Here is a 17,125-nt window from a genome sequence, read left to right on the forward strand (position 1 = left end):
CGATGCGCACTGTGGAGCTTGTCAGCGCCGGCGCCGGCGGGACCGCGGCTCGGGTGGCGCTGTCGCCCGGTCACGGATACTTCACGCAGACCGTCGGTCAAGACCCCGCATCACCACCGGCCGGCTCGCTGTTCTGGATCGCAGACACCGGCGTCCGCTACGGCATCGACAACGAAGCCGGCGCGACCGGACACACCAAAGCGGTTGAGGCCCTTGGCCTGACACCGCCGCCGGTTCCGATTCCATGGTCAGTGCTCTCCCTGTTCGCGCCAGGGCCGACGCTGTCTCGCGCCGATGCATTGCTGGCCCACGACGGCCTGCCACCCGACACTCGACGCAGCCGCCAAGCAGCAGCCCAACAGGAGACCCGATGAGCCGCCTGATTTTCGAGGCCCGTCGCCGGCTGCCGCCGCCGACCACCCGCAAGGGCACCATCACCGTCGAGGCGCCGCCCGAACTGCCGCGGGTGATCCCGCCGTCGCTGCTGCGGCGCGCGCTGCCATACCTGATCGTGATCCTGATCGTCGGGATGATCGTGGCGATGGTCGCCACTGGGATGCGGCTGATTTCCCCACAGACGCTGTTCTTCCCGTTCGTGCTGCTGCTGGCCGCTACCGCGCTGTACCGCGGGACCGACAACAAGACGCGCACCGAGGAAGTCGACGCTGAACGCGCCGACTACCTGCGTTACCTGTCGGTGGTTCGCGACAACATCCGCACCCAAGCCGCCGAGCAGCGGGCGGCGGCCGAATGGTCACATCCCGACCCGACGGAGCTGGCGAGCATCCCTGGGTCCCGCCGGCAATGGGAGCGCGATCCGAACGACTCCGATTTCCTGGTGGTGCGCGCCGGCCGGCACACGGTGCCGCTGGCCACCTCAGTGCGGGTCAACGACATCGCCGACGAGATCGACCTTGAACCGGTGTGCCACAGCGCATTGCGCAGCTTGCTGGACACCCAGCGCACGGTGCGCGACGTGCCGGTCGGCATCGACTTGGCCAAGGTGTCGCGCATCACTGTGCTGGGCGAGGCCGACGAGGTGCGGGGCGCATTGCGCGCCTGGGTCGCCCAGGCGGTGACGTGGCACGACCCGACGGTGCTCGGGATCGCTTTGGCCACACCGGATCTGGAAGCCTCAGACTGGTCGTGGCTGAAATGGTTGCCCCACGCCGACATTCCCGGCCAGCTCGACGGTGTCGGCCCGGCCCGTTACCTGTCGACCAACCCCGACGAGCTGGCCGCGCTGCTTGGCCCGGCGCTCGCGGATCGCCCAGCGTTCACCGGCGGCTCGGCTGAAGCGTTGCGGCACCTACTGATCGTCGTCGACGATCCGGACTACGAGCTGAACGCCTCGGCGCTTTCGGCCGCCCGAGCCGGCGTGACCGTCATTCAACGGTCGGCGACACCCCCGCACCGCGAACAGTATCCGGATCCCGAGCGTCCGATTCTGCGGATCACGAACGGGCGCATCGAGCGTTGGCAGACCGGCGGCTGGCAGCGCTACATCGACACCGCCGACCAGCTCGACGCTGACGAAGCCAACCACCTGGCCCGTCTGCTGTCGCGCTGGGACTCCAACCCCACCCACGCCGGGCTGCGGTCGGCGGCCACCCGGGGCGCCACCTTCACCACCTTGCTGAGAATTCCCGACGCCTCCCGGCTCGACGTGCCCGCACTGTGGGCGCCGCGGCCCCGCGAGGAGGAACTGCGGGTCCCGATCGGCGTCACCGCGACCGGCGAGCCGCTGATCTTCGACCTGAAAGACGAAGCCGAAGGCGGGATGGGCCCGCACGGGCTGATGATCGGTATGACCGGCTCCGGCAAGTCGCAGACACTGATGTCAATCCTGTTGTCGCTGTTGACAACCCACTCGGCTGACCGGCTCATCGTCATCTACGCCGACTTCAAGGGAGAGGCCGGCGCCGACAGCTTCCGCAACTTCCCCCAGGTCGTCGCGGTCATCTCGAACATGGCCGAAAAGAAGTCGCTGGCCGACCGGTTCGCCGACACGCTGCGCGGCGAAGTGGCCCGCCGCGAGGTGCTGCTGCGGGAGGCCGGACGGCGGGTTCAGGGCAGCGCGTTCAACTCGGTCACCGAATACGAAAACGCGATCGCGGCCGGACACGACCTGGCCCCGATCCCGACGCTGTTCGTGGTCGCCGACGAGTTCACCCTGATGCTGGCCGACCATCCCGAATATGCCGAGCTTTTCGACTACGTGGCCCGCAAAGGCCGCTCGTTCCGCATCCACATTCTGTTCGCCTCGCAGACGCTGGACGTGGGCAGGATCAAGGACATCGACAAGAACACCTCCTACCGGATCGGATTGAAGGTGGCCAGTCCGGCGGTGTCGCGGCAGATCATCGGCGTGGAGGACGCCTACCACATCGAATCCGGCAAGGAGCACAAGGGCGTGGGCTTCCTGGTTCCCGCTCCCGGCGCCGCGCCGATCAAATTTCGCAGCACGTACGTCGACGGGATTTACGAACCGCCCCGGGCCACGAAAACGCTTGTGGTGCATTCGGCTCCCGAGCCGAAGCTGTTCACCGCGGGCCGGGTCGAACCGGACCCGGAAACGGTGCTGGCCGGAACCGATGAGGAGGAGCCGACCCGCCCACCGCGCAAGCTGATCGCCACGATCGGCGAGCAGCTGGCCCGCTACGGCCCGCGCGCGCCCGAGCTGTGGCTGCCGCCGCTGGACGACGCGATCCCGTTGAACACTGTGCTGGCGCGCGCGGCCATACCGCCGCGGCAATGGCGCTGGCCGCTGGGTGAGATCGACAAGCCCTTCGAGATGCGCCGGGACCCACTGGTTTTCGACGCATTGTCGTCAGCCGGAAACATGGTCATCCACGGCGGCCCGAAATCCGGCAAATCCACTGCGTTGCAGACGTTTATCCTGTCGGCCGCTAACCTGCACTCGCCGCGCGAGGTGACGTTCTACTGCCTGGACTACGGCGGCGGTCAGCTACGCGCGGTCGAAGACCTGGCACATGTCGGCAGCGTGGCCTCGCCGCTGGAACCCGAACGCATCCGGCGCACCTTCGGCGAACTCGAGCAACTGCTGCTGTCGCGTCAGCGGCGGGAGGTGTTCAGGGACCGGCGCGGCAACGGCTCCTCCGGCGTCGACGACGGGTACGGCGAGGTGTTCCTCGTCATCGACAACATCTACGCGTTCGGCCGCGACAACACCGACCAGTTCAACACCCGAAACCCGTTGCTGGCCAAGGTCACTGAGCTGGTTAACATCGGGTTGGCCTACGGCATCCACGTGGTTATCACCACGCCCAGCTGGCTAGAGGTGCCGCTGGCGATGCGCGACGGGCTGGGTCTGCGCCTCGAGCTCAAGCTGCACGACGCGCGCGACAGCAACGTGCGCGTCGTCGGGGCGCTGCGCCGCCCCGCCGAGGCGGTGCCGCCCGACCAGCCGGGCCGAGGCCTGACCATGGCCGCCGAGCACTTCCTGTTCGCCGAACCCGACCTGGACCAGGTGGCCGAGATCAACGCCCGCTACCCCGGTGTCAGCGCACCGCCGGTGCGGTTGTTGCCGACGAACTTGCCGCCGAGCGCGGTCGGGAACATCTACCCGGGTCCGGAGCGGGTAGTCATCGGCCAGCGCGAAGAGGACCTGGCACCGGTCGAGCTCAACTTCACGGACAACCCGCTGCTAATGGTGTTGGGCGACACCAAGTCTGGCAAGACCACGCTGCTGCGCCACATCATCCGCACGGTCCGCGACCACTCCGCCCCGGACCAGGTCGCGTTCACCGTGGTGGACCGCCGGCTGCATCTCGTCGACGAACCGTTGTTCCCCGACAACGAATACACGGTCAATGTCGACCGGGTGCTGCCGGTGATGCTCGGCCTGTCGGCGCTCATCGAGTCGCGCCGCCCGCCGGCCGGCATGTCTGCGGCGCAACTGACCAATTGGAACTACCAAGGCCACACCCACTACCTGATCATCGACGACGTCGACCAAATACCCGACACTCCGGCGATGAGCGGCGCATTCGTCGGCCAGCGGCCGTGGACCAGCCTCATCGGGCTGCTGTCGCAGGCCAGCGACCTGGGGTTGCGGGTGATCGTCACCGCACGGGCCACCGGATCGGCCCACGCTTTGATGACCAGCCCGCTGCTGCGCCGGCTCAACGAGCTTCAGGCGACCACGCTGATGTTGTCGGGTAATCCGCAAGACGGCGGCAAGATCCGTGGACAGCGGTTCGGCCGACTGCCAGCCGGGCGGGCAATCCTCTTGGGCGACACCGATGTTCCGACGTATGTGCAGTTGGTCAATCCGCTCGTCGACGAAAGTGTGACCGTTGACGGTCGGTGAGATTTACCGGAAGGAGAAGTTGTCATGACGCTACGAGTTGTTCCCGAAGGCCTGGCCGCGACCAGTGCTGCGGTCGAGGCGCTGACCGCGCGGTTGGCGGCCGCGCATGCCGGTGCCGGCCCGTTGATCACCGGCGTGATACCGCCGGCGGCTGACCCGGTTTCACTGCAGACGGCGGTCGGGTTCAGCGCGCAGGGCAGCGAGCACGCCGCGGTGGCCGCCCAGGGCGTCGAGGAGCTGGGCCGCGCCGGCGTTGGTGTCGGTGAGTCCGGTGTCAGTTACGCCACCGGTGATGCGGCCGCGGCGTCGACGTATATGGTCGCCGGCTCCTGACGATGACCGCACCGATCTGGATGGCTTCGCCGCCGGAGGTGCATTCGGCGCTGTTGAGCGCCGGGCCGGGCCCGGGTTCGTTGTTGGCGGCGGCGGGAGCGTGGTCGTCGCTGAGCGCCGAATATGCCTCGGCGGCAAGCGAGCTCAGCGCGCTCGTGAGCCAGGCCCAAAGCTCGTGGGAAGGACCCAGCGCGGCACAGTACGCGGCCGCCCACATGCCGTATCTGGCGTGGCTGACCCAGGCCAGCCTCAACAGCGCAGGTGCAGCCGCCCAGCATGAGACCGCCGCGGCGGCCTACACCACGGCGCTGGCCGCGATGCCCACCTTGGGGGAGTTGGCCGCCAACCACGCCATCCACGCGGTGTTGGTGGCGACCAATTTCTTTGGCATCAACACGATTCCGATCGCCCTCAACGAAGCGGACTACGTGCGGATGTGGGTGCAGGCGGCCACCACGATGGCCACCTATCAGGCCACCTCTGGCGCCGCGTTGGCGTCGGCGCCGCGCACCACGCCAGCGCCGATGGTGGTCCAACCCGGTGTCGGCGAGGCCGGTAACGCCATGGCTACCGCGGCGCAGACCAGCGCGCATGCTCAGGCCGCCCAAGCCGGGACGTCGCTGAACCTGTCGGATATCTGGTCGCAGTTACTGCAATTCCTGCGAAACCCGCTGGGCAGCTTGCAGCAGATGCTGAGCGCCTTCGCGGCGAATCCGTTGGCGGCGCTGATCGCCTACGGGCCCTTCCTGTTCTTCGTCGGTGCCTTCGCCGCCTACGAAGTGCTCTCACCGATAGCGACGTACGGGCCCATGCTGGCGCTGGCGGTGGCACTGCCGATCATTCTCGGCCTCGGCCTTAACTACCTGCAGTCGCTGACCCCGCCGGTCGAGGCCGCCGAGGTCCCCGGCGTTGTCGGAGCCGCTCCGGTGACACCGGCCGGCCAACCGTCCGCGACCATCTCGCCCGTCGCGGCACTGGCCCCGACGGTGGCGAGCCCGGCGCCAGTCTCGACTGCTGCGCCCGCAGCGGCCCCGGCCGCCCCGGCGGGCGCCGCCGCGCCAGCAGGAGCCGCTGGATTCGGCTATGTGGTCGGCGGCATCGACCCGGACGCCGAAGGCGGCCCGACCCTGCACGACCGCGAGGGCGCCAAGACGCCGGGTTCAGTTGTGCCGGCAGCAGCAGCGGCGGCACGGGTACCGAGCCGCGAGGAGGCCCGCGCCCGGCGCCGTCGTCGCGCGAAGCAGCGCGGGCACGGCGATGCGTTCATGGACATGAACGTCGACGTCGATCCCGACTGGGGCCCACCGCAGCAGGAGCACGTCACCTCGACCGCAACCTCCGATACGGGTGCGGGGCCGCTGGGCTTCGCCGGGACCGTGCACAAGGACAGCGTTGCCGAAGCCGTGGGGTTGACGACGCTGGCCAGCGACGAGTTCGGGGAGGGGCCTCGGATGCCGATGATGCCGGGCAGCTGGGAACACGACGAGCCCACCGACGGGGAGGGGGCAGAGCGCAACTGACGAAAAGCATTGCAGGACAAGGTAGGCAGTCAAAAAGAAAGGGAAAGCAATGAGTATGTTGGATGCTCATATTCCGCAGTTGGTGGCCGCACAGTCGGCGTTTAGCGCCAAGGCGGCGTTGATGCGCTCGACGATCGGGCAAGCCGAGCAGGAAGCGATGTCGGCGCAGGCGTTTCACGTGGGGGAGTCGGCCGCGGCGTTTCAGGCCGCCCACGCCCGGTTTGTGGCGGTAGCGGCCAAGATCAACACGCTGCTGGATATCGCCCAAGCCAACCTCGGTGACGCCGCGGGCACCTACACCGCCGCCGATGCCGCCGCCGCCTCCACCTACACCGGTTTCTGAGCTGTCGAGACTTAACGGAAAGGGTTTGTGATGTCGCAGATCATGTACAACTACCCGGCCATGCTGGCGCATTCTGCCGATATGGCCGGTTATGCGGGCACCCTGCAGGCGTTGGGCTCGGACATCGCCAGCGAGCAGGCGGCCTTGTCGAGTGCCTGGCAAGGCGACACCGGGATGACGTATCAGGCGTGGCAGGCGCAGTGGAACCAGGCCATGGAGCAGCTGGTGTTGTCGTATCGGGCGATGGCCGGCACCCATGAGACCAACACCACCTCGATGCTGGCCCGCGACCAAGCCGAAGCCGCCAAATGGGGCGGCTGACAAAGGTGAGCTCCGCAACCTAGATGGACGCTGAGCCCAACGCCGTCGAGCTGACCGTCGAGCAGGCGTGGTGCATCGCGGAAACCGTTGGCGCCGGGACGTTTCCATGGGTGCTCGCGATCACCACGCCGTACTACGACGCTGCCCAGCGAGGCGCGTTCATGGAGGCGCAGACCGCCGAACTGAAGCGGATGGGCCTGGTGTCGCCGGACGGCGTCGTCAACCCGGCGGTGGCCGATTGGATCCGGGTGGTGTGCTTCCCGGAACGGTGGCTGGACCTGCGCTACGTGGGACGGTCCGCGGCCACCGGCAGCGACGAGATGCTGCGCGGAATCGTCGCCCGGCGCGACGAGCGGACCGTGGTCGCGCTGCGCAACGCGCAGCTGGTCACGTTCACGTCGATGAAAATCGACGACCCGCGGGCGCTGGTCCCGGTCCTCGCTGTCGGGCTGGCGCAGCGATCGCCAGCGCGCTTCGACGAGTTCAGCCTTCCGGCCCGAGTGGGCGCCCGCGCCGACGAGCGGCTGCGCGCCGGTGCCCCGCTCACCGAAGTCCTTGACTACCTGGGTATTCCCGAGTCCGCGCGTCCGGTGGTCGAGTCGGTGTTCACTGGGCCGCGCAGCTACGTCGAGGTGGTTGCCGGCTGCCGCCGCGACGGCCAGCACACCACCACCGAGGTCGGAATGAGCGTGGTGGACACCACCGCCGGCCGGGTACTGGTCAGTCCGTCACGGGCCTTCGACGGCGAATGGGTGTCGACGTTTCGGCCCGGGACACCGTTTGCGATTGCCGTCGCGATCGAGCAGTTGATGTCCGAATTACCCGACGGCCATTGGTTTCCGGGCCTGCGGCTGTCCCGAGATTTCACCAGCCAGTCGCCGTAGCACTGGCCCACGAAGAGAGAAAGAGAACCCATGTCCCACCAACGTCTGAGGACCCGGTGATGTCGAGCGCTGTGATGCCGATCGTGCGGGTCGCCGTCCTCGCCGAGAGCCGGCTGACGGAAATGGCCCTGCCCGCGGAACTGCCGTTGCGCGAAATCTTGCCCGCGGTCCAGCGTTTGGTGGCTCCCGACGGCGACACCGACGTCGAGCAGGCGGCGACACCGACTCGGCTCAGCCTCGCGCCGATCGGTGGGGCACCGTTCAGCCTCGACGCCAGCTTGGACACGGTCGGGGTCGTCGACGGCGACTTGCTCGCGTTGCAGCCGCTACCCACCGGTCCGGCGGCGCCCGGCATCGTCGAGGACATCGCCGATGCCGCGGTGATTTTCTCCGCTTCGCGGTTTAAACCGTGGGGCATCGTCCATATCCAGCGCGGGGCGCTGGTCGCGGTCGTCGTCGCGATCCTGGCGGCTAGCGGGCTAGCGGTCACCCATCGCGTCGTCACCAAGGCCCCAGTGGGGCTGTTCGCCGTCAGCGCGATCGCGGTGCTGACCGCGCTGGCCGGTTTGGTGAGCAGGGCGCGTTCACCGCGCGCCGGCGTCGCGTTGTCGATCGCCGCGCTGGTGCCGATCGCCGCCGCCCTGACATTGGCGGTACCCGGCGCATTCGGGCCCGCCCACGTGATGCTGGCTGCGGCCGGAGTCGCCGCGTGGTCGCTGATCAGCCTGATCCTGCCCACCCGCGATCGTGAGCTCGCCATCGGGGTCTTCACCGCCACCACGGTGTTGGGGATTGCGGTGCTGCTGGCCGCCGGCGCCGAATTGATCTGGCAGCTCCCGCTTTTGAGCATCGGATGCGGATTGATCGTGGTGGCGCTGCTCGTCACCATCGAGGCGGCTCAATTGTCTGCGCTGTGTGCGCGCTTCCCGTTGCCGGTGATCCCCGCGCCGGGGGACCCCACGCCGTCGGCGCCGTCGGTGCGCGTCCTGGAAGACCTGCCCCGGCGGGTGCGTGTCAGCGACGCCCACCAGAGCGGCTTCATCGCCGCCGCTGTGCTGCTCAGCGTGCTGGGATCGGTGGCCATCGCGCTGCGCCCGGAGACGGTGCCGGTGCTGGGCTGGTATGTCATCGCGGCCAGCGCGGCGGCAACCGCGCTGCGCGCCCGGGTCTGGGATTCGGCCGCCTGTAAGGCCTGGCTGTTGGCCGAGCCGTATCTGGTCAGCGTGGTGCTGCTGGTGTTCTACACCGCAACCGCACGCTATGTGCCGGCATTGGCCGTGGCCGGGGTCCTTACTGCGCTGGTGTTGGTGTGGGTGATGGTTGCTCTGAATCCGCCGATTGCTTCACCGGACAGTTACTCGCTACCGCTGCGGCGGCTGGTGGGCTTTGCCGCGTCCGGTCTCGACGGCTCCCTGATTCCAGTCATGGCTTATCTGGTGGGCCTGTTCGGCTGGGTGCTCAATCGATGACACGCTTTGGATTGGCCTGCCTCACCGCGGTTTTGGCTGCGGTGATGTGGACCTGTCCATCGGCGCTGGCGATCACCCCGCCGGTCGTCGACCCCGGCGTGAAGCCGCCGGACGGCGCCCCGGGGCCGGTGCAGCCGATGGAGCGGCGCGCCGAGTGCAGCACCTCCGCCGTCATGCCGGGCACCGACCCCGGCTTCACGACACCCAACCAGGTGATGCTCAATCTCCCTGCCGCATGGCGTCTTTCACGGGGTGAGGGCCAGTTGGTGGCGGTCGTCGACACCGGGGTGCGGCCCGGGCCGCGGCTGCCCAACGTCGATCCCGGTGGGGATTATCTGGAGACAACCGACGGGCTCACCGACTGCGACGGGCACGGAACGCTGGTGGCCGGTATCGTCGCCGGCCAGCCGGGCGACGACGGGTTCTCCGGTGTGGCGCCGGCCGCGCGGCTGCTGTCGCTGCGGGCGGCGTCCGGCAAGTTCATGCCGAAGATGCCGGGCGGAGACCCGACGCTGGCCCAGGCGTCGGCCGATGTGGCCGCGCTGGCCCGGGCGGTCGTGCACGCCGCCGACCGCGGCGCCCGGGTGATCACCATCTCCACCGTGACCTGCCTGCCGGCCGACCGCGGCGTCGACCAGACAGCGCTCGGCGCGGCGATCCGCTATGCGGCGGTGGACAAGGACGCGGTGATTGTGGCCGCGGCCGGCAACACGGGGACCACCGGTTCATTCGGCGGCGGCACGGCGTGCGAGTCGAACCCGCTAACCGACCTGAGCCGCCCCGAGGACCCACGCAACTGGTCCGGCGTCACGTCGGTGTCCGTCCCGTCGTGGTGGCAGCCCTACGTGCTGTCTGTGGCGTCGCTGACGCCGGAGGCGCAACCGTCGAAGTTCACGATGGCCGGCCCGTGGGTCGGAATCGCCGCGCCGGGCGAGAACATCGTGTCGGTCAGCAACCGCGACGACGGCGGCTTGGCCAACGCGCTGCCCAACGAGAAACAACAGTTGATTCCGCTGAACGGCACCAGCTATGCGGCCGGCTACGTGGCGGGCGTCGCGGCGCTGGTTCGCAGCAAGTATCCGCAGCTGACCGCGACGCAAGTGATGCAACGCCTCACCGCTACCGCGCACAAGGGCGCCCGGGCACCCTCCAACGTCGTCGGTGCCGGCACCGTGGACCCGGTCGCTGCATTGACCTGGGATCTGCCGGCCGCCACCGATTCGCAAGCACCGGCGGTCAAGCAACTCCCCGCCCCGCCGGAGCCGGCACCGAAAGACCCCACACCGCGGATCGTCGCCTTCGCCGGCACTGCGGTCCTCGCGCTGGCCGTCGCGGTTGTCGCCGCGATCGCCGCGCGCCGACGAAAGGAGCCCACTTCGTGAGCGTGCGCCGATCGACCGTCTGGCCGGGCACCGGACGCGTCACGCTAGTGTTGCTGGCGATCGTGTCCGCCGCGCTGGCCTACCCCTGGCAGTCGCTGCGCGACCGTTGGGTGCTCGGCATGGCCGCCGCCGTGGTGATCCTGCTGTTGGCACGGTGGCGCGGGCTCTACGTCACCACGATCCTGCGTCGCCGGGTGGCGATGATCCGACGCAACAGCGGCCTGCGGCCGGACCGCGAACCCGGCATCGATGTGCGGGCCACCGCACTGCTGCACGTCAGGCCCCCGACGGAAAACGTTGACGCGCTTCCGCTTCCGCTTATGGCGGCCTACCTGGACCGCTACGGCATCCGCGCCGACGTCATCCGCATCACCAGCCGCGACACCGGATCGGACACCGGCGTGCCGCAGCGGGAGACTTGGATCGGGATGACGGTGTCGGCGGCGGACAACCTGGCCGCCCTTCAAGCCCGTTCGCCGCAGATTCCCTTAACCAAGACCACCGAGGTGGCGGTGCGCCGGCTCGCCGACCACCTACGCGAGCACGGATGGACGGTCAGCACGGCCGCAGCAGACGACATTCCACGGCTGTTCCCCCGCTCGGCGCGGGAAAGCTGGCGGGGTATCCGCGACCGGCACACGGAATGTGTTGCGGCCTACCGGGTTAACGTCGATGCGGCACTGCCCGACATGCTGGCGGCCATCCGGTCGCACGCCTCCCGCGAGACCTGGACGGCGCTGGAGATCAGCGGCGACCAAGACCGGCCTACGCTGGCCGCGGCTTGCGCATTCCGCACCGAAGGCCGACCCAGCGCCAGCGCGCCGCTGCCGGGACTCACACCGCAGAACGGAAACCACTGGCCCGCGCTGATGGCACTGGACCCGCTGTCCACGCGGCGTCTGGACGGACACACCGATGTACCGGTCAGCCTGCTGGAAAGGCTGCGGTGGCCCAGCGCCGCATCAGCTCTTGTGCCATCGAGGCCGCGGCACGCGGCAGCGGTGTGAACGCCAGCTGTTCAGGGATGCGCGGCAAGGAACGTTTCGTTCGACAGCCCGGCAGCGAATTCGGCCACGTCGAACGGCCGGTCAAGCCGCGCGTGAAGCTTCTTCGGATCGACGAGCCGGCTGATCTCGGCAGTCTGGCGGGCGAATAGCCGTCCGATCCGTGGGTAGAGCCGGCGCATGAGCGCCCGCTCGAAGGAAGTGCAGCGCGCCGCGCAGTAACCGACGTGACCGATCTCGTCGGTGAGGATCTCGCTGTAGAGCCGCTCGATGCGGGCGGCCACGTCTGGTTCGTCGGCGAACAGTTCGACCCCGACGCAACGCAACTCGTCGAACATGACGCAACCGGCCATCTCGGCCGCGCCCACGAACGCGAATCCGATTCTATCCGGCAGGAATACGGCGACCTTGACGAACTGACGCATCACGAGCGGCGGCGGGACGATCTGGAACGGCAGACCGAACATGTCCAGCACATACGCCAGTAGACGGGTGTGGTAGTGCTCCTCGAGCTCCATGTACACCCGCTCCGGTGGTATGTCATCGCCGCTGTTGAACCCGTAGGTCTCCCCTAGGCCGACCCCGAACCGCTCGGCCTGATTCAGCTTGGCGGTGGCCAACAAGAACAACATGGGTCGGTCCAGGCTCGGCTCGGGTTGGCGGCGGCGCAGGTTACGCAGGAACACCGCCCGGTCAATCGCGCATGTTGATCGAACGGGATTGGCCTCCAACGCGCCGAAGAATTCCTCGCGGCTGGCAAGCCGCCGATGCAGCAAATCGGCATCGCCGTCGCGTCGCGCTAGATAGCTGCGGTAGCCCTCGATACCCAAGGCGTTCATCGGTCCTCGATTCCTTGAACAATTGTCTTGACATATTGGTCGAGCAGGGCATTCCGTTTCCGCGGCGCGGCGCCGCAAGTGGCCAGCAACGCGAACAGCCCGGTCAGGAAGATGACTGCGAGTTCGCTGGCGTCGGCATGTTGCGACACTCGTCCTGCAGCCTGCGCGGCGGCAATCGCGGCGATGAGGAACTCGGCCAGCGGATGCTCAATCAACTCGTCGTCGACCGGCCGGGTCGCCGAAAAGTGCAGCCCCAGCATGTCTCTGAATACCACCGGGCCTAATCGCCGTTCGGCCGCGAGCACCTGACGCACCAGCAGCGTGAGCAACGACATCAGATCGCCGGGCTCCGCCTTTTCAAGCCGGGCCACGATGCCGGCCTCCTCGGCGCGCTCCAGCTCGACCAGCACGTGCTCTTTGGTCGGGAAGTGGAAATAAAACGTGCCACGCGACACGCCGGCCGCCGCGGCGATGGCTGCAACGTCTGCGCCTGACAAACCGGAACGGCCGATTTCGGCCACGGTGGCTTCGAACACCCGCCTGCGCGTCTGGAGTCGCTGCGCCGCGCGCACGCCGCCAACCGCCGAACCGAGTTCTTTGGTCGCTTTCGTCTCAGCCACGACGGCTAGCGTACCCAACTCGCTTACACTCGTCAATGACAGTCGTCAGTGAACATAGTGTGCGATTCAGTGTGCGATTAGGCGGAGGTGGTGGAGACGCCGGACCAAAATGCTGGGCAGCCACTCACCGATGTCATCGGTCTCGATCCAAGTTGTCCGCTTCAGCAGGCTCATAAGAACAACGCGAGCCTCCAGTCGGGCCAGCGCGGCGCCGACGCAGAAGTGCACGCCCCTGCCGAAGGCCAAATGGTTCTTGGTGGCGGGCCGGTCAAGTCGGAATTCGCCGGGCCGGTCGAACTTGGCCGGGTCTCGGTTGGCCGCACCCCAAAGAAGCAACAGGTGCGCATCGGCCGGCAGCGCGACACCGGCGAGGGTGGTGTCGCGACGGACATGTCGGTAGTGGCCGCGGAACGGCGGCTCGTAACGCAAAACCTCTTCAATGAATGGCTCTAAGAGTGCCGGCCGGTCTCGAACTTGGCGCTGGATGTCGGCGCGGCTCGCAAGGATCCAGGCCGCGCTACCCAGTAGCGAGGCGGTGGACTCGCCCCCGGCGCTAAACAGCGTGAGCATGATCCCGAGCGCGTGCAACTGCTCGAGATCTCCTGCCGCACAGCGGCCAGCAAGATCCGACAGCAGTGTCGGCCGCGGTTGCGTGGAAGCCTTACCGAAATGTTCGATGACGTAGCCCCCGAGTTCCATAGCGGCCGCCGCGGCCGCGTCGAGCTGCTCGGCAGCGACAATCCCGTCCAGCATGGTGGTGGTCGCATACGCCCAATGCGTGAGCTGGTCGACGTCGTCGTCGGGGACGCCGATCAACCGCGCGACAACCATCATCGGCAATCGATTGGCGATACTGCTCATCCACTCGATACGTCCGCAGCGGGCGTTCACAGCCCAGAGTCGATCGGCGGTCTCGGCAACGAACGACTCAATGGCGCGCAGCCGTTTAGCCGCCAGATGTGGGATCAGCAGCTTCCGGTGCAGCGCATGCACTGGATCATCGGCGGTCGCCAAAGCGTGTGACGGATCGCCAAGCGGCGCCATGTGGAATGGGGTCAGCGTTCCATCGTCGTGGTACACCATGGTCGCGGTCAGGTTCGACGAGAAATCATGCACGCGCGCAAGAACTTCGAGCAGCGCGTCCCAGCCGGCAACCAGGTAGAACTCAGACTCGCCTAGCCGGTGCACCGGCCCAGCGGCATGCATCCGGGCATAGAACGGGTAGGGATCCTGCAGGGCGGCGGGACCGAAGAACGCGGCGGGATCGGCGAGGACAGCGGGCACAAGTTCAGGCTGAACGCCGGTTCGCCGCGGGGTCAACGCTGCGGGACAAACCTGACAAGCCCCCATTGAAACAAAAGCTTGTTAATTCTCAGCGAGGCCCGTTGAGCTGCAGCTCACTGCGAAATGTCGGCTTGAAAGCTTCTCACCGTGCGAAATGCCCGATGAGATTCTGGCGCCCGTATTTGGGTAGCGTTTCTGCATGAGCCGCGAGGACTGGTTGATCGGACAGGACCGCGCTTCCGTGGCCGCCGAGCGCATCTATCGCGCCGCCGCTGAGCTAATCGCCCGTCACGGATTTGACGCCTTCACGATCGAGGCACTGGCCCGCAAAGTCCACTGTTCACCGGCTACCATCTACCGCCACGCGGGAGGCAAAGCGGTGATCCGTGATGCTGTGACTCTGCGCCTCGCATCGCGCATCCTCGCCACCGTGCGTGAGGCTATCGACGGCCTCACCGGCGCTGAACGCATAGTCACGGCATCTGCGGTCGCACTGCAACACATCCGCGCTGAACCATTAGCGCAAGTGATGGGGCGCGCGATCCACGACCCAGACGCCGATCAATGGGTCACCAGGTCGCCGCTCATCGCTGCGCTGGCCCAAGAAATGATCGGTTCGGCCAACGCCGATCCGGTCGCCGCGCAATGGCTCATCCGCGTAGTGCTCGCACTGTGGTCTTGGCCGCCTGCAGATCCCGACATCGAGCTGCAAATGCTGCAACGGTTCCTGGGCCCACCATTTGCCAAACTAAAGACCAACACCCATTAGCCACTGATCGACCCGGTTGATTGCGTCGACGAGGTCAGTTGAATAGTCGGGCGGCGTTCTCGTAGAACACCGCGCGCAACCAGTCGTCGTCGATACCAGGAAGCTGGGTAATCGACCGCATGGCTTGAACGTAGCCGTGGGGGATGTTCGGGAAGTCGCTGCCGAACAGGATGCGATCGCCCAACTGTGGCAACCGATATAGCTGCGATCGCGGAAACGGCATGGTTTCTTCGGCGAACGGCGTGAAGACCATCGTGGTGTCCAACCGAACCTCCGGATAGTGCTCGCAGAGGTCGAGAAACTCTACGTATTCCGGCATGCCCATGTGCGCAATGATCAACGGCAGCTGCGGATAACGGCCGAGCAGGCGATGAATGGGTTCAGGCCCGGTGTACTCGCCCACCGCCGGGCCGGACCCGCAGTGGATGATGACCGGAATTCCGGCGTCCTCGATGAGTCCCCAAACCTGTTCCAGCAGTGGGTCATTCGGATCGTAGCGGCCGACCTGGATATGAGCCTTGAAAACCCGGACGCCACCGCAGATGGCTTTCTCGACATATTCGGCGGCCTCGGGTTCCGGGTAAAACGTCGCGGTGGCAAGGCAGTCGGGCGTGTAGCGTGCGAACTGCGCGGCCCACTGGTTCAGCCATGCCGCCATTTGTGGTTTGTGCGGGTAGACCAGCGCGGTAAACCGGCGCACCCCGAACTGCCGCAGTGTCTGCAGCCGTCGAGATTCGTTGATGCGGTAGGCAATCGGCCAGGGCCGCCCGACGAGTGGACCGGCCGAGTCGAAGTAACGCCACACCTTGTCCAGCACCGACTTGGGCATGAAATGGGTATGCACGTCGATCACACCGGGCAGCCCTAATGCCGACCAGATCTGCCGCACCTGTGCGGCCTCGTCGGCGGGCGCGGCGTACCCGGCGGTCTGGTGGGGCATCGGTTGTCCTCGCTCGGTAAGGGTCGAGTAATACCGTTGTCTATATCAGCCGACGCTCGGCCGCGTTGAGCAGGAGGGCCAACATGTGGGACCCGGACATTTACCTGGCCTTTGCCGGTCACCGTGCCCGCCCGTTTTACGACCTGCTGTCCCGCGTCGGCGCGGAACGGCCGCGCCGGGTCGCCGACCTCGGGTGCGGGCCGGGCCATCTCACCCTGCAGCTCGCGCGGCGCTGGCCCGACGCGGTGATCGAGGCGCTGGACAGCTCACCGGAGATGGTCGAAGCGGCCCGCGAGCGCGGCGTCGACGCCACGGTCGGCGACCTGCGGAACTGGACGCCGCGGCGCGACACCGACGTGGTGATCAGCAACTCCTCGATGCAGTGGGTGCCCGAGCACGCCGACCTATTGGTCCGGTGGGCCGGTCACCTGGCGGCCGGCTCGTGGATCGCCGTGCAGATGCCCGGCAACTTCGAGTCACCGTCGCACGCGGCGTTTCGCGCAGTGGCCCGTCGCGAGCCGTTCGCGAAAGCCTTGCGCGACGTGCAATTTCGGGTCGGCGCCGTCGTTCACGGTCCGGCCTATTACGCCGAGCTGCTGATCGACGCCGGGTGCACGGTCGATGTCTGGGAGACCACCTACCTACACCAGCTGACCGGCGAGCATCCGGTGTTGGACTGGATCAGCGGCACTGCGCTGCTGCCCGTGCAGGAACGGCTTAGCGACGAGCAGTGGCAGCAGTTCCGCGATGAGCTGGTTCCATTGCTCGCCGACGCTTACCCGCCCCGTCCCGACGGCACCACCTTCTTCCCATTCCGGCGGGTGTTCGTCGTCGCCCAGGTGCGCTAGCTCTCGGCGAGTCCTTACACCGGAAGCCCTTTTTGCTGCGCCTCTTCGCGGTAGCGGTCCACCCATTCATCCGAGCGCTGATCGGCTTGGCGTTCCAGCACCGGCTCCGGCGCCAGTCGGCGATCGACGCCGAGCGCCTCCAGGACATCGCCGACGATCGTGGTCAGGTTGCGCCACAGCACCGGATACGAGACATCGATCGGGGTGATGTTCTCCTCGGCGAACCAATTGCGCCA

Annotated in this window: 17 protein-coding genes; 12 read left to right on the forward strand and 5 right to left on the reverse strand. The window is 67.3% G+C overall.

What is annotated here, in order from left to right:
* The 10 genes from VFA16_RS06665 to eccE all read left to right on the forward strand — a co-directional run.
* On the forward strand, window positions 1–374 hold a 374-nt coding region (locus VFA16_RS06665; RefSeq protein ID WP_324967056.1), incomplete at its 5' end, for a type VII secretion protein EccB.
* Window positions 371–4,333, forward strand: coding sequence for a type VII secretion protein EccCa (gene eccCa, locus VFA16_RS06670; RefSeq protein WP_324967057.1), 3,963 nt, complete (start codon window positions 371–373; stop codon window positions 4,331–4,333). The genes VFA16_RS06665 and eccCa, both read left to right, overlap by 4 nt.
* 24 nt (window positions 4,334–4,357) lie before the next feature.
* Window positions 4,358–4,666, forward strand: coding sequence for a PE family protein (locus tag VFA16_RS06675; protein WP_324967058.1), 309 nt, complete (start codon window positions 4,358–4,360; stop codon window positions 4,664–4,666).
* Window positions 4,667–4,668: 2 nt separating this feature from the next.
* A complete protein-coding gene (locus VFA16_RS06680; protein ID WP_324967059.1) occupies window positions 4,669–6,186 on the forward strand; it encodes a PPE family protein in 1,518 nt (505 codons plus the stop codon).
* 49 nt (window positions 6,187–6,235) lie between these two features.
* A complete protein-coding gene (gene esxG / locus VFA16_RS06685) occupies window positions 6,236–6,529 on the forward strand; it encodes a type VII secretion system protein EsxG (RefSeq protein ID WP_083089508.1) in 294 nt (97 codons plus the stop codon).
* Between the two features lie 30 nt (window positions 6,530–6,559).
* Window positions 6,560–6,850: a WXG100 family type VII secretion target gene (locus VFA16_RS06690; RefSeq protein WP_083089506.1), complete on the forward strand. Its 291-nt coding sequence runs from the start codon at window positions 6,560–6,562 to the stop codon at window positions 6,848–6,850.
* Between the two features lie 23 nt (window positions 6,851–6,873).
* Window positions 6,874–7,734, forward strand: a complete 861-nt coding sequence (locus VFA16_RS06695; protein ID WP_324967060.1) for an ESX secretion-associated protein EspG — start codon at window positions 6,874–6,876, stop codon at window positions 7,732–7,734.
* Between the two features lie 59 nt (window positions 7,735–7,793).
* The gene (gene eccD, locus VFA16_RS06700; protein WP_324967061.1) at window positions 7,794–9,203 is read left to right on the forward strand and encodes a type VII secretion integral membrane protein EccD; all 1,410 of its coding nucleotides are present in this window, start codon (window positions 7,794–7,796) and stop codon (window positions 9,201–9,203) included.
* Window positions 9,200–10,585, forward strand: coding sequence for a type VII secretion-associated serine protease mycosin (gene mycP, locus VFA16_RS06705; RefSeq protein WP_324967062.1), 1,386 nt, complete (start codon window positions 9,200–9,202; stop codon window positions 10,583–10,585). Before eccD ends, mycP begins: the two co-directional genes overlap by 4 nt.
* Entirely contained in the window at window positions 10,582–11,592 is a 1,011-nt protein-coding gene (gene eccE / locus VFA16_RS06710; protein WP_324967063.1) for a type VII secretion protein EccE, read from the forward strand. The genes mycP and eccE overlap by 4 nt, the downstream gene beginning before the upstream one ends.
* 11 nt (window positions 11,593–11,603) lie before the next feature.
* Here eccE and VFA16_RS06715 read toward each other — a convergent pair whose 3' ends face one another.
* The 3 genes from VFA16_RS06715 to VFA16_RS06725 all read right to left on the reverse strand — a co-directional run bounded on the left by VFA16_RS06715 (window position 11,604) and on the right by VFA16_RS06725 (window position 14,332).
* Window positions 11,604–12,428: a hypothetical protein gene (locus VFA16_RS06715; protein ID WP_324967064.1), complete on the reverse strand. Its 825-nt coding sequence runs from the start codon at window positions 12,426–12,428 to the stop codon at window positions 11,604–11,606.
* The gene (locus VFA16_RS06720; RefSeq protein ID WP_414687656.1) at window positions 12,425–13,048 is read right to left on the reverse strand and encodes a TetR/AcrR family transcriptional regulator; all 624 of its coding nucleotides are present in this window, start codon (window positions 13,046–13,048) and stop codon (window positions 12,425–12,427) included. The genes VFA16_RS06715 and VFA16_RS06720 overlap by 4 nt, the downstream gene beginning before the upstream one ends.
* 66 nt (window positions 13,049–13,114) lie before the next feature.
* Window positions 13,115–14,332, reverse strand: a complete 1,218-nt coding sequence (locus VFA16_RS06725) for a cytochrome P450 (RefSeq protein WP_324967066.1) — start codon at window positions 14,330–14,332, stop codon at window positions 13,115–13,117.
* A gap of 199 nt (window positions 14,333–14,531) precedes the next feature.
* On the opposite strand from VFA16_RS06725, the gene VFA16_RS06730 reads away from it, so the two are divergent.
* Entirely contained in the window at window positions 14,532–15,101 is a 570-nt protein-coding gene (locus tag VFA16_RS06730; RefSeq protein WP_324967067.1) for a helix-turn-helix domain-containing protein, read from the forward strand.
* 34 nt (window positions 15,102–15,135) lie between these two features.
* On the opposite strand, the gene VFA16_RS06735 is transcribed toward VFA16_RS06730, so the two are convergent.
* Window positions 15,136–16,041 (reverse strand): amidohydrolase family protein, encoded by a 906-nt coding sequence (locus VFA16_RS06735; protein ID WP_324967068.1) that lies wholly within the window; start codon window positions 16,039–16,041, stop codon window positions 15,136–15,138.
* An 83-nt stretch (window positions 16,042–16,124) separates the two neighbouring features.
* On the opposite strand from VFA16_RS06735, the gene VFA16_RS06740 reads away from it, so the two are divergent.
* Entirely contained in the window at window positions 16,125–16,889 is a 765-nt protein-coding gene (locus VFA16_RS06740; RefSeq protein WP_324967069.1) for a trans-aconitate 2-methyltransferase, read from the forward strand.
* 14 nt (window positions 16,890–16,903) lie between these two features.
* On the opposite strand, the gene VFA16_RS06745 is transcribed toward VFA16_RS06740, so the two are convergent.
* Window positions 16,904–17,125: Stf0 family sulfotransferase (locus VFA16_RS06745; RefSeq protein WP_324967070.1), on the reverse strand; the 222-nt coding region annotated here is incomplete at its 5' end.

Origin of the sequence: Mycobacterium sp., from assembly GCF_035653355.1 — a bacterium.
Taxonomy (GTDB): domain Bacteria; phylum Actinomycetota; class Actinomycetes; order Mycobacteriales; family Mycobacteriaceae; genus Mycobacterium.

Excerpts from the sequence above, each read along its gene's own strand:
- VFA16_RS06695 (WP_324967060.1), top strand. The coding sequence starts at position 6,874 with ATGGACGCTGAGCCCAACGCCGTCGAGCTGACCGTCGAGCAGGCGTGG.
- VFA16_RS06690 (WP_083089506.1), top strand. The coding sequence starts at position 6,560 with ATGTCGCAGATCATGTACAACTACCCGGCCATGCTGGCGCATTCTGCC.
- esxG (WP_083089508.1), top strand. The coding sequence starts at position 6,236 with ATGAGTATGTTGGATGCTCATATTCCGCAGTTGGTGGCCGCACAGTCG.
- eccD (WP_324967061.1), top strand. The coding sequence starts at position 7,794 with ATGTCGAGCGCTGTGATGCCGATCGTGCGGGTCGCCGTCCTCGCCGAG.
- VFA16_RS06730 (WP_324967067.1), top strand. The coding sequence starts at position 14,532 with ATGAGCCGCGAGGACTGGTTGATCGGACAGGACCGCGCTTCCGTGGCC.
- VFA16_RS06735 (WP_324967068.1), bottom strand. The coding sequence starts at position 16,041 with ATGCCCCACCAGACCGCCGGGTACGCCGCGCCCGCCGACGAGGCCGCA.
- mycP (WP_324967062.1), top strand. The coding sequence starts at position 9,200 with ATGACACGCTTTGGATTGGCCTGCCTCACCGCGGTTTTGGCTGCGGTG.
- VFA16_RS06680 (WP_324967059.1), top strand. The coding sequence starts at position 4,669 with ATGACCGCACCGATCTGGATGGCTTCGCCGCCGGAGGTGCATTCGGCG.
- eccCa (WP_324967057.1), top strand. The coding sequence starts at position 371 with ATGAGCCGCCTGATTTTCGAGGCCCGTCGCCGGCTGCCGCCGCCGACC.
- VFA16_RS06675 (WP_324967058.1), top strand. The coding sequence starts at position 4,358 with ATGACGCTACGAGTTGTTCCCGAAGGCCTGGCCGCGACCAGTGCTGCG.
- VFA16_RS06740 (WP_324967069.1), top strand. The coding sequence starts at position 16,125 with ATGTGGGACCCGGACATTTACCTGGCCTTTGCCGGTCACCGTGCCCGC.
- VFA16_RS06715 (WP_324967064.1), bottom strand. The coding sequence starts at position 12,428 with ATGAACGCCTTGGGTATCGAGGGCTACCGCAGCTATCTAGCGCGACGC.